The sequence below is a fragment of the uncultured Streptomyces sp. genome, assembly GCF_947488945.1.
Lineage (GTDB): Bacteria > Actinomycetota > Actinomycetes > Streptomycetales > Streptomycetaceae > Streptomyces.
The window spans coordinates 325,007-338,360 of sequence record NZ_CANLBS010000007.1 but is presented as its reverse complement, the minus strand read 5'-3'; the positions used below and the strand labels follow the sequence as shown (position 1 = coordinate 338,360).

The 13,354-nt window shown below is 70.2% G+C and carries 19 protein-coding genes and 2 pseudogenes; 6 read left to right on the top strand and 15 right to left on the bottom strand.

What is annotated here, in order from left to right; genetic code table 11:
- The first annotated feature begins 11 nt into the window (after nt 1-11).
- From Q0994_RS14340 to Q0994_RS14325, 4 genes are all read left to right on the top strand, one after another.
- Nucleotides 12-236, top strand: a complete 225-nt coding sequence (locus tag Q0994_RS14340) for a hypothetical protein (RefSeq protein ID WP_003972986.1) — start codon at nt 12-14, stop codon at nt 234-236.
- Complete coding sequence (locus Q0994_RS14335) at nt 233-898, top strand: MobC family plasmid mobilization relaxosome protein (RefSeq protein ID WP_299534042.1); 666 nt, start codon at nt 233-235, stop codon at nt 896-898. The genes Q0994_RS14340 and Q0994_RS14335 overlap by 4 nt, the downstream gene beginning before the upstream one ends.
- Nucleotides 898-2,658 carry a relaxase/mobilization nuclease domain-containing protein gene (locus Q0994_RS14330; protein ID WP_299534041.1) on the top strand — a complete coding sequence of 587 codons (1,761 nt, stop codon included), beginning with the start codon at nt 898-900 and terminating at the stop codon, nt 2,656-2,658. Before Q0994_RS14335 ends, Q0994_RS14330 begins: the two co-directional genes overlap by 1 nt.
- 109 nt (nt 2,659-2,767) lie before the next feature.
- Nucleotides 2,768-3,172, top strand: coding sequence for a hypothetical protein (locus Q0994_RS14325; RefSeq protein WP_299534040.1), 405 nt, complete (start codon nt 2,768-2,770; stop codon nt 3,170-3,172).
- 113 nt (nt 3,173-3,285) lie between these two features.
- Here the strand turns inward: Q0994_RS14325 and Q0994_RS14320 are convergent, their stop codons facing one another.
- Nucleotides 3,286-3,795: a hypothetical protein gene (locus tag Q0994_RS14320; RefSeq protein ID WP_299534039.1), complete on the bottom strand. Its 510-nt coding sequence runs from the start codon at nt 3,793-3,795 to the stop codon at nt 3,286-3,288.
- Nucleotides 3,796-3,886: 91 nt separating this feature from the next.
- A complete protein-coding gene (locus Q0994_RS14315; RefSeq protein WP_190874921.1) occupies nt 3,887-4,150 on the bottom strand; it encodes a hypothetical protein in 264 nt (87 codons plus the stop codon).
- A gap of 137 nt (nt 4,151-4,287) precedes the next feature.
- On the opposite strand from Q0994_RS14315, the pseudogene Q0994_RS14310 reads away from it, so the two are divergent.
- A pseudogene (locus Q0994_RS14310) lies at nt 4,288-4,534 on the top strand (YnfA family protein); the annotation flags it as partial.
- 123 nt (nt 4,535-4,657) lie between these two features.
- Here Q0994_RS14310 and Q0994_RS14305 read toward each other — a convergent pair.
- The 3 genes from Q0994_RS14305 to Q0994_RS14295 form a co-directional block, all read right to left on the bottom strand.
- Nucleotides 4,658-4,987 carry an esterase gene (locus Q0994_RS14305; protein ID WP_299534183.1) on the bottom strand — a complete coding sequence of 110 codons (330 nt, stop codon included), beginning with the start codon at nt 4,985-4,987 and terminating at the stop codon, nt 4,658-4,660.
- Between the two features lie 88 nt (nt 4,988-5,075).
- On the bottom strand, nt 5,076-5,288 hold the full coding sequence (locus Q0994_RS14300; protein ID WP_299534037.1) for a hypothetical protein: 213 nt from the start codon (nt 5,286-5,288) through the stop codon (nt 5,076-5,078).
- A gap of 90 nt (nt 5,289-5,378) precedes the next feature.
- Nucleotides 5,379-5,726 carry a DUF317 domain-containing protein gene (locus Q0994_RS14295; RefSeq protein WP_299534035.1) on the bottom strand — a complete coding sequence of 116 codons (348 nt, stop codon included), beginning with the start codon at nt 5,724-5,726 and terminating at the stop codon, nt 5,379-5,381.
- 219 nt (nt 5,727-5,945) lie between these two features.
- Between Q0994_RS14295 and Q0994_RS14290 the strand changes: the two genes are divergently transcribed.
- Nucleotides 5,946-6,209 carry a hypothetical protein gene (locus Q0994_RS14290; protein ID WP_299534032.1) on the top strand — a complete coding sequence of 88 codons (264 nt, stop codon included), beginning with the start codon at nt 5,946-5,948 and terminating at the stop codon, nt 6,207-6,209.
- 4 nt (nt 6,210-6,213) lie between these two features.
- On the opposite strand, the gene Q0994_RS14285 is transcribed toward Q0994_RS14290, so the two are convergent.
- The 10 genes and pseudogenes from Q0994_RS14285 to Q0994_RS14240 all read right to left on the bottom strand — a co-directional run bounded on the left by Q0994_RS14285 (nt 6,214) and on the right by Q0994_RS14240 (nt 13,326).
- The gene (locus tag Q0994_RS14285; RefSeq protein ID WP_299534030.1) at nt 6,214-6,699 is read right to left on the bottom strand and encodes a hypothetical protein; all 486 of its coding nucleotides are present in this window, start codon (nt 6,697-6,699) and stop codon (nt 6,214-6,216) included.
- A gap of 57 nt (nt 6,700-6,756) precedes the next feature.
- A complete protein-coding gene (locus Q0994_RS14280) occupies nt 6,757-7,707 on the bottom strand; it encodes a DUF317 domain-containing protein (protein WP_299534027.1) in 951 nt (316 codons plus the stop codon).
- Between the two features lie 115 nt (nt 7,708-7,822).
- Nucleotides 7,823-8,635 carry a helix-turn-helix domain-containing protein gene (locus tag Q0994_RS14275; RefSeq protein WP_299534025.1) on the bottom strand — a complete coding sequence of 271 codons (813 nt, stop codon included), beginning with the start codon at nt 8,633-8,635 and terminating at the stop codon, nt 7,823-7,825.
- A gap of 24 nt (nt 8,636-8,659) precedes the next feature.
- Nucleotides 8,660-9,412, bottom strand: a complete 753-nt coding sequence (locus Q0994_RS14270) for a large ATP-binding protein (protein WP_299534022.1) — start codon at nt 9,410-9,412, stop codon at nt 8,660-8,662.
- Nucleotides 9,413-9,483: 71 nt separating this feature from the next.
- Nucleotides 9,484-10,149 (bottom strand): hypothetical protein, encoded by a 666-nt coding sequence (locus Q0994_RS14265; RefSeq protein ID WP_030804568.1) that lies wholly within the window; start codon nt 10,147-10,149, stop codon nt 9,484-9,486.
- Nucleotides 10,146-10,622, bottom strand: coding sequence for a hypothetical protein (locus tag Q0994_RS14260; protein WP_299534017.1), 477 nt, complete (start codon nt 10,620-10,622; stop codon nt 10,146-10,148). The genes Q0994_RS14265 and Q0994_RS14260 overlap by 4 nt, the downstream gene beginning before the upstream one ends.
- Entirely contained in the window at nt 10,619-11,398 is a 780-nt protein-coding gene (locus tag Q0994_RS14255) for a glycosyl hydrolase (protein WP_299534014.1), read from the bottom strand. The genes Q0994_RS14260 and Q0994_RS14255 overlap by 4 nt, the downstream gene beginning before the upstream one ends.
- Nucleotides 11,395-11,994 carry a DUF4913 domain-containing protein gene (locus Q0994_RS14250; RefSeq protein ID WP_299534012.1) on the bottom strand — a complete coding sequence of 200 codons (600 nt, stop codon included), beginning with the start codon at nt 11,992-11,994 and terminating at the stop codon, nt 11,395-11,397. Before Q0994_RS14250 ends, Q0994_RS14255 begins: the two co-directional genes overlap by 4 nt.
- Nucleotides 11,995-12,087: 93 nt before the next feature.
- Nucleotides 12,088-12,993 (bottom strand): annotated as a pseudogene (locus tag Q0994_RS14245) (DNA cytosine methyltransferase); the annotation flags it as partial.
- 72 nt (nt 12,994-13,065) lie between these two features.
- Nucleotides 13,066-13,326: a DNA cytosine methyltransferase gene (locus tag Q0994_RS14240; RefSeq protein WP_299534010.1), complete on the bottom strand. Its 261-nt coding sequence runs from the start codon at nt 13,324-13,326 to the stop codon at nt 13,066-13,068.
- Nucleotides 13,327-13,354 lie beyond the last annotated feature (28 nt).

The following is a 13,354-nucleotide window of genomic DNA, read 5'->3' as shown; positions in this document are numbered from 1 at the left end:
GAGAGCACCCGATGCGCACTCACCCGGCCACGCCCGCCGAAGTCGACTCCTGGCTGACCGTCCTGCACCAGCACGGACACCTCCACCGCGCCCAGTCCGGCCCCGACACCACCTGGATCGTGCAACGCGAGCAGCATGACCGGCCCTGGACCCTGCACCACCCCGTCCTGGCCATGGACTGGATCGAGGAACTCGTCCGCGAAATCCAGCAGCAGGACCCGGAGACGAGCCGGTGAACACCAACGACCCGGTGGCCACCTCCGCTGGACAGCAGCGTGACCCCACCACGGCTCCTGGCGGAGCAAGCTATCGCGTACGACGGTCCTACGGCCCGACGTACGCACTTGCCCCCGCCCAGGAGGGCGGGGGAAGCCCGGCTGGTCCCCGAGCGAGGGCGCACGGGGACCAGCCGGGCAACCGGCACCAGGCGGCGCCGGTCACCGGGGGAGAAGCCGACCGCGACGACCACCGCGAGCAGCCACGCCCGAGCACGGCCGCCTACCCCGACCGCAAACCGCGCCGCCGCACCCGCAACCCCATCGAGCGCACCCGCAAGACGACCACCCGCCTCTCCGACACCGAGAAGACCGAGATCGCCGAGGCCGCCACCAAGCGCGGCGTCACCGTCGCCCGCTTCCTCGCCGTCTCCGGCCTGAGCGCCGCCCGCGGATGCGCCGCCGTGCACAGCAACGACCAGCTCGACACCGCCATCGACGAACTCGCCGCTCTGCGCACCGCGCTGGCCCGCATCGGCAACAACATCAACCAGATCGCCTTCGTCCTCAACAGCGGTGGCCAGCCGCGCGCCGGTGAACTCGAACACGCGCTGGGCGCACTGACCGGACTTCTCGCCCGCGTCGATGACGCGGCGAACGACCTGGTGACCCGGCGGCTGTGATGGTTCCCGACATCGGACGCGGCTCCCGCACCCACGGCCTCCTCGTCTACCTGTACGGCCCCGGACGGCGCGAGGAGCACACCGACGCACACCTCGTCGGCTCCTGGGACGGCTTCGCCCCCGACCCCGGCCTCGACCCCGACCCGAAGGTCACCCTCGCCCGGCTCACCGCCTCCCTGGACCTGCGGGTCAAGCAGGCCGGCGACCGCGCACCCGCCAAGCACGTCTGGCACTGCTCGGTCCGCACCGCCCCCGGGGACCGGCGGCTGGACGACGAGGAGTGGAACGCCGTCGCCCAGCGCATCGCCCACGCCACCGGCATCGCCCCGGCTGGAGACCCCGACGGCTGCCGGTGGATCGCCGTCCGCCACGCGGAAGACCACATCCACATCGTCGCCACCCTCGTACGCGGCGACCTGCGCAACCCGCGCCTGAACTATGACTTCAACAAGGCCCAGGCCGAATGCCGCCGCATCGAGAAGGAGATGGGCCTGCGGCGCCTGAACGCGGGCGACGGAACCGCAGCGAAGAATCCCAGCAGCGCCGAGAAGTTCAAGGCCGAGCGCACCGGCCGCCCGGAGACCTCGCGCGAGACGCTCCGCGAGGCCGTTCGTCGAGCCGTGGCGGGAGCGGATTCGGAAGAGGAGTTCTTCACGCGGCTCCGAGAAGCGGGGGTACGGGTGAAGCTGCGACACGCACCGTCCGGTGACGCGCTCGGCTACAACGTGGCCCTGCCCGGCGACCGCAACCGCGACGGAGACCCGGTCTGGTACCCCGGCTCCAAACTGGCCCCCGACCTCTCCCTTCCGAAGATCCGCCTACGCCTCACCGACGGCGCCGCCGAGCCGAGCGCGCCCGCGGTCGGCGCTGAACGGACGAACTGGTCACCGCCCGCCCGTCAACGACGCAACGCCACCGTCATCGCAGAGCGCTCAGCCACGCTCCTGGAACGCGACGAGGACGGCGAGGCCGCCCCCCAGCTCGTCGGCGTCGGAGAACTCCTCGACGCAGTGGCCCAGACCTCACCGGCCACCACCCGCACCGAGCTGGCCGCCGCAGCTCGCGCCTTCGAACGGGCAACCCGCAGTCATGTCCGCGCCGAACGCACCGACACCCGAGCCCTCCGCTCAGCCGCCCGAGGCATTGTCCAGGCCGGCGGGGCGCTCGGCCGAGGCGAGGACGGCGGCACCACCGCCATGCTCGTCTCCACCCTCGTCCTCGTCACCCTCGCCGCCGCCCGCTGGCACTCCGCCCGCGGACACGCCCAGCAGGCCCAGGCCTCCCGACAAGCCGCCGCGCACCTACGCACCGCCTACCGCCAGGCCGCCGCCACCCCGATGCGCATGTTGCACGACCAAGGCCGCGCCCTTCCTGACGCCCAGCGACTCATGCACGAGGCCACCCTTCGCGCCGTCCTGCCCGAGAAGGTCGTACGGGCAGGAGGCACGGAAGCGAGGACCGACGCCTTGGTCGCCACCCTCGCCCAGGCCGAGCGGGCAGGCCATGACTCCGAAGCCCTCCTGCGCCAGGCCATCGACATGCGCGAACTCGACAGCGCCGACGACGTGAACGACGTCCTGGTCTGGCGCCTGCGACGCATCGCCCAGCTCCCGGCACACCCGGGTGACGGTGCCCGTCTTCCGCAGGCCGCCACCCGCCAGGCCACCACGCCGAGCAGCCGCACCATTGAACGAAACGCGACGGCTGCCGTACCGCTCGGGACTGCTCAAGACCCCAACCGCCGCTCGCCACGTCGCTGACCACGTCGAACCGGACGTAGACCACCACCGTACGAGCGGACGCCGCGAAATGTATGGACAGCCGGTTCCACCGGCTGTTACGGATGAAGACACGACCGACAACCGGGAGATGACGCTCGTGCTCAGAACCACCGCCCGCACCACGGAGCCGGCACCCGTCCTGCCCGTCGTCCCCACTGGCACCGACCCCCTGCTGCAGCTCCAGGCCGGGATGCGTTCGGCCGACGGCCCCGGGGCAATTCGCTGCGTCGGCCACTCACGCGAACTCGCTCTCGGCGGCGTCCCCGTGATGTGCTCCACCTGCCGTGCCCGACGCGACTGGCTGCTCATCAACCACGGGCGCAACGTCTGGGTCCGGTGCCGGTGCGGCAACCAGTGGCTCGAGCCCGAGATCAGTCGCGCCGACTTCGATGCCCTGGTCGGCGGCCCGCACGGGACGACCTACCCGAGTGTCGAGGCGGGCTTGACCGCGCTCGGGTTCGACGGCGTATTCGCCGGCATCTACCTGGAGTAGGCGAGCACCAGACGGAACGCCGAGGGCGTCACCGGTGATGGGGGCTCTTTGCAATCGGGCCTAGCCGCCTTTGCGAGTGTGGCGCCCTGACTTCAGCGGTCCACAGACCTTGACTATTGCTCCGACCGCCCACATAGCGCACAGGACACGGCAGTCTCCACGCAGGTCTTCCCGGCGCGGAAGTCACTGCCAACGAACATCTCCGGAGAGCCCGGCACGCAGTCATAGAACGTGCTCATGAACGCGTGCGCCTGCTGCTCGGCGCTCTTGGCCGTGGCCTTGTCGGGCAGAGCGTCGGAGAAATGGGCCTGGATCAGCGTGTGTTGCCAGCGATTGGCATCCCCGATGTGCCGGGTGAGGCGTTCCCACGGAGCGCTGCTGTACCCGATCTTGATGCGGGGTGTGTGTCCTGCGATCTCCAGGACGTAGAGCCGATGTTCACGGTACCTGTGCTCGCGAAGGAAGTCCTTGGCGGTGGCGCGGGCGCGGTCCTGGATGCGCAGGGCGAGAACGGGTAGCGGCCCGCTACCGACCTCCTGCATGAGCCGTCGGGCCAGGCTGCGGGGCCTCTTGATGATGACGCTCCGCTGCGACGGTGGGGGAGGAGGGATCGGTGCCAGCATGCAGGGATTTTCGCCCAACAACCTTGCGCGGTGGGCGGGTTTGCTGGAACTGCATGCAAATGAACCCACTCGTCACCTGTAGACGCCCGCCTTAGTCGTCGTTCGGCAGGTACCACCCGTGCTCGCGATGCCTTGGCTCTGGTGGGTTCGGGTTCTCGCGGGCATAGGCCTCGTTTGCACGGCGAGTCATCTCTGCGTCGTAGCGGTGCAGCTCGTCGTACAGTCTATCCGCTTCGTTGATATCGCCAGCGGATACGTAACGCTCTCGCAGGGCCTCGCGCTCGTCTGCGAGTTCCGCATCGGACAGCGGGCGGAGGCTACCGAGGCCACGCGCGATGGAGTTGAAGATGCCCATGCGTTGATGTTGTCACGCTGGGGCTACCGCTGCGCTGTTGTCCGCCAACACCGCCTCGAAGGTGCGCGAAAACGCCCGGCTAGCCAGCTGCTGAGATCACCCCGTTGCAAGGTCCCATCCGCAGCGCTTGACTGTTTCTCCGCGAGCACGAGGGCTGGATCTGGATCGGCGATGGCGTAACCGCGCTGGGCTCGTATGGGGTGGTGGCCACTTTCCAGTCCGACGACAACTTTGGGCGCATCCTCGCCGTGTACGGCGGGATCTGTGTGGCCGGGTCGATCGCCTGGGTGGCATGGTCGCCGAGGGCTACCGGCCTGACGCGGGGACGTGATCGGCGCCCAGGTGTGCCTCGCGGGGATGGCCGTGATCATGTACGCGACGCGTAGCCTCTGGTGGTCGGCCACGGTGTTCTCCCTTCGGCAGGTCGAGCGGATGCAACGAACGGGTGGACGCACGACGAGGCCGCCCTACCCTGAGCGGCGTGGGGCGGCCTTCGGCGGTCCTCGGTCAGACTCCGGAGAGCCGGTTGGAGAGGTCGAGGGCGTCGGTCGCGAAAGAGAGGGCGGCACACAGGCCGGTCACCTCGTACAGGGTCGGACGGACCAGGCGCGGCCAGTCGTCCGGGGCGGCGGGCCAGGAACCGAGGAGCACCTCGGCCGTGGTCAGCCCCAGGTACGCCGTGACGTCCCAGCCGCTGCGCGAGGCGGGATCCCAGCGCAGCCGGATCCGCCCGAGGGGAAGTTGAGAGGGCTCGGTAGCGAGCCAGGTGATGCCGAGGGGGCCGTCGGCGCGGGCGGAGATGCGCTGGAGAAGCGCGCTGTGCACGCCGTGCGGCATTGGGCGCACGGCGACATCGTGCAGCGCGAGACGAGGCGCGGGGCGCGAGAGGGACGAGATGGAAGCCTCCGTGGTGGTAGGGAAGCGATCAAGCCCAGGTGAGGGCATCGCGCGCCCCCACCGGGAGGTAGTCCTCCTGACCGTCGTCGGCGATGTACGCCTTGCCGTCGCGGACGACGACTTCGGCTCCGACGAAGTGGGCGAAGGGGAAGTCGGGGTTGATGGCGAGACGGACAGGCAGGTTGGGGTCGAGTTCCTGGAGCTGGCGGAGCAGTTGGCCGACGGTCAGATATCGAGGCAAGGGAAACTCCGAGAGCAGTGGGGGCGGGACCGGAACCAGCGCGGTGCACGGGGGGCGGGCCGTAGTCGGCCCGCCCCCGTAGTCCGGCGGTCAGCGCGAGGAGTGGGTGACGAGGGCGGCGAGGAATCCGGCGACGGTCTCGGACGGGGTGTGGACGCCGAACTCCTGGACCCATACCTCGCCGTCGGCGGGCAGCACCTGGACGCGCCAGACGATCTCGCGCGCCCAGGCGGAGGGGTCTTCGGGAAGCCAGCCGACGTAGACGCCGCCTTCCGGGCTGGTCACGTGAATGTTGGCCTCCGGGGTCTCGGCGATCGTCCAGCCGAGAGCGTCCAAGAGGTCGAGCACCGGAGCGGCGCAGTGGTCGGAGGAGAGCCAGTGGCGGTCTTCCACGGCGGGGCGGACGACGCCGGGCAGGAGGGTGGCAGAGGCGTTCACAGTTGGACGATCCCTTCGTTGACCTGCGGTTTTCCCTATACCCGTACGTTGGCATGCGGCATGCCGAAGTGCGTAGTCGTTTCCCCGGGGGATGCCGTCTGCCGTGGGCGAACTGGAGACCACCAGCGAGCGGTCGGCGGGACGGGAATGGATCTGCGACCGCGGTTGTCGTACCTGGGTTGCGGTGAGGGACCGCACGTCGGTGAAGGGGAGCAGGGGATGGCCGAGGCGAGCAGACACTGGGACGGTGCCGGACTGGAACGCAAGATCCGCGCCGCCGGAGGGCCCTGGACCGTGGGCGACATCGCGATGGTCGCTGACGGCCAGTGGGGAGTCGGCACACAGCCCGACCGGTGGCCGGACGAGGAGACGGTGGAGCGCCGGGTCGCCGAAGGCCGGCGCGTGGAGCTGACGGTGGAGGAGCTGGCTCGCGCGGTGGGCCCCCGGGCCGAAGAGGGACACCGCGACGAGAATCGGAGCTAAGCCTTCAACGTCGGGGCCCCGTTGTGGGCGCTGACGGCCCTACGACAGCCGCCGGAGAGGACGGTTCGGGCGCGGCCCCCGGGACGTGCCGCGTCTTCCCGGAGCGGGCGACAGCGGCCTGAGCCAGCCGAACCGCCGGTGCCTCAACCTCGGGTGCGGCGGCCTCCCGAGCCTCCACCACGCGCCGGATCGCCTGGAGGTACGCACGGCTCTCCGCGTGGGCGACGCGGAGCTTGACCGCCGTTTCGGTGATCCGGTCGAGTTCGTAGAAGTCCGGTACGTACCCATGCCGGGACAGGGCGTGCAGACGGTCTTGGTGGACGGTTACCGCCTTGTCCGTCATGGCCAGAGCCGTTCGGGTCTGGATGGCGCAGCTCAGGAGAGGGTCCTCGTTGGGGCAGCGATCCGCTAGGCCCTCAAGAACTTTGAGCGGCTGACCCCAAGCGTTCTCGATCATGGACGTGGCCTGGTCGAGCGTGGTGGTGGGCATGGTGGAACTCCTGTTGGGCAGGGACGGTCGAGGGTGGAGTGCGGCCTGGGGCGGGAGTCAGCGTCCGCGCCGGGGCGCCGGCGAGCTGGTCGGCAGCCGGGCAGAGGTCGCGGGGGCGGGGTGACCCGTCCGTTTCTGCGCCGCACCCGTGGAGCGGCTCTGCGCGGCCATCACCCGTAGGTCGGCTGCTGTGCGTGGTGCCCGCGCGGCACGGTGTACGGCCTGGGTGACCGCGGTGCGGCGTACGTCCAGCGGAGTCGGAGCGCGCGAAACCTGAGCCTCGGCGATCGGCGTGGCCGAAGCGACAGGGGTCATCGTGACCAGGTGCTGCATACGCCGGTCGACTTGGTGGCGTTCACGGACCACCGGGGTCGACTTCGCCATCACAGCGGCGGTTGCGGCGATCAAGTGGGACGGGGTGCGGGCCGTGAACGTCGCTTCGGCACGAGTGCCCCAGCCCGGCGGGCCAGCCCACAGCTCGACGGTCGTGCGGTCGGAGCCGTAGCCCCGCCGATCGATAAGGATGCCCACTTGGTCGTCAGGAGCGATGATCTCGACGGTGCCGAGTTCAGTACCTCCGTCAAGGGCCCAGCCGGCATCGGTCAGCGGCCGGACGGTGTCCCTCCAGGGGACGGTTGGCCCTGTCAAGAAGCGGCCGGGGGTGTCGGAGGCGATGGCTTCGTCGTAGTCCTGGAGCAGTGCGGCGGTGAGGCCGGCGACCATCTCGGCCGGGGTGACGTGGTTGAACGTCGCCGTCCAGCGAGGCGCCGCGAAGGCGTCCTCGGATGCGCTGATCTTCCACAGTTCGAAGTCGTCGCCGAACCAGCCGATCCGAATCCGTTGGTCGGGAGAGGTCACGAGGAGCTGGCAGGGGCCCTCATCGAGGTACTGATGGGGCCAGTGGGCGACGGGCGCGAAGCCAGCCTCGCCGGTCCCGTTGGAACCAGCCAGATACATGGGGCGGACCAGTACCTCTTGGTACCGGGTCGGGTCATCAGGGGCGTACATGGCCGAGTCTCCGGAAGCGAAGGAGGAGAACGGATCCGCGCACGCAGCGGCGGGAGCCGCCGGAGCGCACGCGGATGCCGTAGTGGCGGCGAGTGGCCTCTAGTACTCACCCCCGTCACCGGCCCCGGCCCGGTGCCGACTGAGCTGTCACGGCCGCCGGCACCCGCGGTTCCGGTTGAGGCGCGTGGCTGAACATGACGTTCGACGCGGCGGCGCTCCGTCGTAGAGCCGCTGCGGTCCGGGCGCTGTCGGCTCCCGCCCCCAGCGGAATGCCGACGTGGGTGCGCGTGGCTGCCGCTGTCGGACGCGGTGCCGCTGTTCCATCTCGCAGCGCGAAGGGCTGACTCCAGTGCTCGACACTCGCGTAGACGGCCCCCAACGCCTGGCCGGCATCGGTGAGCACGTACGGGTCTCCGTGCCGGGAGCCCGTCCGCGTGACCAGGCCATCGGCCTGGAGCCGGACAAGTCGCTGCCGTGCGAGGCCGTAGTCCAGACCGGCCGACTCGGCGATGTGAATCACGGCAGTTGAGTGCCGAAGATGCAGGCGGCGCAGCGCGTCCTCGACACGCTCGGCTTCGGCCATCGGTACTTGTGACAGGTGGGTGCGGGACCAGTCCGAGACCGTGCGGAGGACGGGGGCCAGAGACGTGCCGAGCGCGCTGAGCCGGTACGGCGCACCCTGCCGGTCGTCATCCCGGATCACCAGTCCGTCAGCGTGCATCGTGGCCAGCCGTTTGCCGACGAACTGCTCACTGACGAAGGGGAGCTGCGCAGCAACGTCGCGGACGCGCACGGGGCCCTTCACCTGGGCCAGGGTCATCGCGGCCCAGGTGGTCCACTTGGGCCCGATCCGGGCGAGAGCCTCATCGACGCGCTGGGCGTCGATGGAAGCGATGGAGAAGGTGGGAGGCAGGCCGGGCGTAGCCATGGTGGGGTCCTTATCGGGATGAGGTCAGCGTGAGCGGGGGGTTGCGAGGGAGGTCCTGGCGACGGGCACGGCGGCCGGGCCGGAGAGCGCGCCTGACGTGGTCCGCGTGGTGGTGCGGCCGAGGGCGGCGGACACCCGGGAGGCCGTCGCACGACCATCACGCAGGGCGGCTTCCCCCTGCGCAGTGAGCGAGAGGAGCTGGCCGGGCCGGTACACGTTCTCGGTGATGTCCTGATGCAGTAGCCCGTCGGCGACCAGCCGCTGCACGGTCTGTGGGAAGACAGCCGGGTCCTGCCACTGGGCCTTCTCCCGCGAGATGTACGGGTCCTCGCCGATCGCGTTGCGGCGAAAGCGAACACCTCCGGCCGCAACCGCTTCGAGGGCTACCAGCCCGCGCTCCCCGGCGACGGCCCAGTCGTCGTCCCGGTGGGGCCTCGTCTTCTGGCCCGGCCCGTGGCTCTTGTTGCTCGCGTGTTGAGCAGGCTCGGGCGAGGAAAGAAGCTGGCGGTAGGCGGACAGGGACTCGACGAGCTGGCTGTATGCCCGGTCCTGCTGGGCCAGGCCGTCTCCGAGATCCGGGAGAGCTGTCCGCAGCAGCGCGTACGAGACCTGGGCTTGGCCGACTTCACCGCGACCAGTGCCTTCGAGTAGGCGCTGAGCGCGCTGGACCGCGTTGAGTACGCTCTCGTGTCGTTCGTCCAGCGCCGCTGCGGCTTCGATGACGCGTGCAGCGGCCTGGTGCAGCGGCCCCTCCGGACCATGTGCGAGGGCGTGCACGCTGACATCCCCGACACCGAGCACTTCGACGACGAGATAAGGCCCAGGGTGTGTGTCTGCGTCGTACGGGTTCACTCCGTCGTCTCCATCCGGGCGAGCAGGGAGCGGACCAGAGCGGGCAGGCTCCCGGGATCGTTGTCGAGCCGAGGGCGGTCGCTCACTTCGCTGAGGAGATCGGCGTCATCGAGCAGGCCAGTGGAGATCTCCAAGCAGGCGTCGGTGATCCGGGCGGCGGCGAGCAGCGACTGGGAGAGAACCTCGACGTAGTCGTCCGGCGCGAGGCCGGCGGCCTCGGCTGCGTTGCGGACCGCCTCCAACTCAAGCGCGTTGAAGGCGAAGTCGAACTCGTCGTCCCGCTCAGTACCACCGGGCGCGGCGACGATCGGGGCGCGTGGCTCCGTGGGGATGCCCACGCGGGTACAGATCTCGTCGACCGAGGAGGTCAGCTCGGCGAACGACTCGGTGAGCCACCCCAGCGCAGAGGCGTAGGAGGCCAGAGCGAACAGGCCCGCCGAACCAGCAGGGCGGGGCTCGCTGGCCACGAAGCCCTCGAACCGGTCGTTCAGCTCGGTGATCACGCGGGGCCCAGCGGCCAGCGGACCCAAGACGGGATGCAGGTAGGAGCGGGCGGCGGCCGTCGGGTACTCGGCGGCAGGGATGCCGCCGACGTTCTGAGCGGCCTCGGTGAGGAGATCCGCCAGCTCTGAACGGGTGAGCGCAGTACGGTCGTTGGTCATCGCTGGGCGACCTTTCGAGAAGCAGTGGCCGAGGGCGGCGCTGGTGACGGGGCAGCCGCGCGGCCCGTTGCCGGCCGTTCGGTGGTGAGCGTCGAGCGAGACCGGGCGGCCTGCACGCGGGCCTCCGTGGCGGAGTCCGGGCCGATCCCTTGCTGGGGCTCGGTCCGTAGGTGGGCCGCGCGGTAGACCGCGTAGTCCTTCCGGCTGCCAGCCGCCACGAGGTAGATCTCGCGCTTGTGGGTCGAGGTCGGTGGCGCTTGGCGGAACTGGATGACCAGCCGGTAAGAGACCTCCGGGTCGACGTACACCTTGTGGAAGCCGGCGAGGTGGCCCTTCAACGGCAAGCAGTCGTCGCTTCCGTGCACCAGGTTCTGCAGCTCCAGCAAGGCCAAATCGCGTATCTCAGAGGGGAGTTCCCGCAGGTCGGCGATGGCGTCAGGGTGCGCGGCGAAGGCGAAGCGGGCGCGGCTCACAGCAGCCTCCCCTGGACCGCGCGCTGGACCGGTACCGCCGCTGACGCGCGGGGCGCGTCGAGCCCGGTCTGCGGTGTCGGAGAGGTGCCGGCGGACCGGGAAAGGGCGATGCGGGCGATGCGGGCCCGGACGACAGCACCGTTGTGGTCGCTGTACTCCGGAGGCTCGGGCAGCGGTTCGCTGCGCTCGTCCAGCCAGGTCTGGGCGACGCCGACGTCGGGGAAGGCGCCTTCGCGCATCGTGTACGTGCCGGCACCGTGGTTCCACTCCTCGTAGAAGAGGCGAACCGGTGCCTGGGTGGCCTGGGAGTCGTTGACGAGTGTCCACGCCTCGCTGGGGTTGTCGTCAGAGGTGTAGGTGTCGAGGACCTCGTAGCGGGTGCCCGACTTCTGGATCTGCTGTTCCACCTGGAGGGTGAGGTCGTCGGCGGGCTTGGTGTAGTCGCCACCGTGCAGTGCGATCCGTTCGAGCGGGCAGCCGCGTTCTGCCAGCCAGTTCTGTGCGAAGGACGCCGTGGCGTGGTGACTCGTCTCGAACGTGAACGTGGACTGCCGCAGATCCCGAGCGACGGCGATCGCAACGAGCTGTGGCTCGCCGGGTATCCCCCAGGTGACCGATCGGTCGTGGGCGAGGACGAAGCTGTGCGAACCGTTGGGCGTGGTGTGGTGCTGGGACAGCACCGTCAGGTCGCCAGTCCAGAGGGCCTCCATCGCTTCCTCGGAGTCGTCGTCGACCGGCGAGAGATCGTCGAGGCCGAAGTCGAGAATGTCGTTCACGCCGCCACCCCCGCCTGCTCGGGCGCCGGGGTGGCCAGCACCCGGTGATTGGGGCGAGTTGCGCTGGTCGTGCAGGCCGCGAACGGTCCGTCGGGCGCACGCAGGTGCGCCAGGGTCTGGTCCAAGTGGTCGCGGTGCCAGGTCGAGGGGCCGGACAGACCAGCCTCCGTGTCAGTGAACTGCTGCCAGGCGAGCCAGAGTGCGTGGAGCCGGGCGACGGCCTCGGGGTGTTCGTGCCAGTGCGCGCACCAGGGACGGCTCGTGCTGATCTCCCGGCCGTACACCGGGAGGAAGAGGTAGTTCACCCAGTCGCTGAGGGCAGCGAGTTCGACGGCGTACTCCTTGCCGCCCAGGGCGAGGATGAACACCGAGGCGGGGCCGTCGGGCTTCTTCCCGTCAGCCGCCTCGGCTTCCGGAGCGCCGTCCGGCGGCTGGATGGCGCCGGGGTCGGGCTCGGAGCCGAGGCGGTCGAGGATGACGCCGTGCTGCCTGACCTCGGCCATGGTCTTGGCGAGGGTGCTGGCAAGGTCGTCGAGATCCCCGTCGGGGATGCGGAACGGCTCGGGGCCGGGGGTGGTCGGGCTGGTGTCGGACATCGGGGCGTGCTCCATCTGTGAGACGGCGACATGCCCGAGAGGATCCGGAGAATCCGCAGTTTGGCGCGGCCGGAAAGGTCCGGTAGTAGGGGGCTATCCGCCCGCGCAGCGAGGACAGCGAGGGAAGGGCGGTGCCATCAACTGCATTGCCCGAGTCGCTTGTTGAGGGACGACGCCGTTGCCGAGCGCGGTGAGCTGCGCCGGTCGTCCGAGTCCCGGCGTGGCGGTGACCCAGCCGTCGTCGAGGCCCTGCATCCATTCCACGAAGTCGGCACGGAGCCGACCGGCCGCATCGGTGGGCTCGGGGACGGGACGGGTGAGCCTCTCCCATCGGGTGATCGCTGCTGCGTACGGCCCCCATCGCCGGTCCGCTCCGCGGACTCCGTCGACTCCTCCGTCCAGAGCGGCAGGACCACCGCCGACAAGGGAGGACGCCACCCCTTCCCCGGGCGGCGGCCCGGAGTCCCCGTGTCGCTGGCCCTCGGCGTGGGCAGCAGCGACGCCGCCGCACTGGGCAGGGTCATGTCCCCGTTGCCGTGCCGCTGGTTCGGCGAGCCCTTGATCCCGTCCGACGCCTTCGGGGTCGGCAGCAGCAGCCACTCGACCTCGTCGGCCAGGTTCGGACCGTGCCCCCCGCTCTTCCTCTTCGACGGGTGCTGCGAGCCGCCGTTCTTCCCGATGTTGCTGGTCGGCGTCTTCAGCAGGGTCTCCGGTGGGCCAGGCGGCGAGGAAGGTCCGCTCGCGGCGGTGTGGGGCCCCGACGTCGGAGGCACGAAGCACGAGCCACTTCGCGTCGTACCCGAGGTCGGCCAGGGATCCGAGTACGGCACCGAGTGCCCGCAGAGCAGGCTGACCTGCGGTGTCTCCCAGACACCACGGGCAGGGTTCCACGTCGCCAGGGGAACCGGCGGGGGAGGTGAGGAGGCCGCGCACATTCTCGATCACAACCAGGCAGGGTCGGAGGGCTGCGACCGCACGGGCGACGTGCAGCCAGAGCCCGGAGCGGGTCTGGGCGTTGAGTCCGGCCCGGCGGCCGGCGACCGAGACGTCTTTGACAGGGGAAGCCGGCCGTCAGGACGCACACCCGGGGGACGGTGGCCAGTCGACGGCGGTGATATCGCCCAGGTTCGGGACGCCGGGCCAGTGGCGGGCCAGGATGCGTGAGGCGTTCGGGTCTACCTCGGCGTGCCAGGCGAGCGTGCCGCCGAGCGCGGACTGCACGCCCAGGTCGAGGCCGCCGTACCCCGAGCAGAGAGACCCGATCAACGGGGTGGCGAGGCTCGGGGCCGTGACGCGTAGGTCCGGCGCGGCTGCGGAGATGGGGTAGATCAAGGCGAGTTCCAGGGGCAGAAGAGGCTGG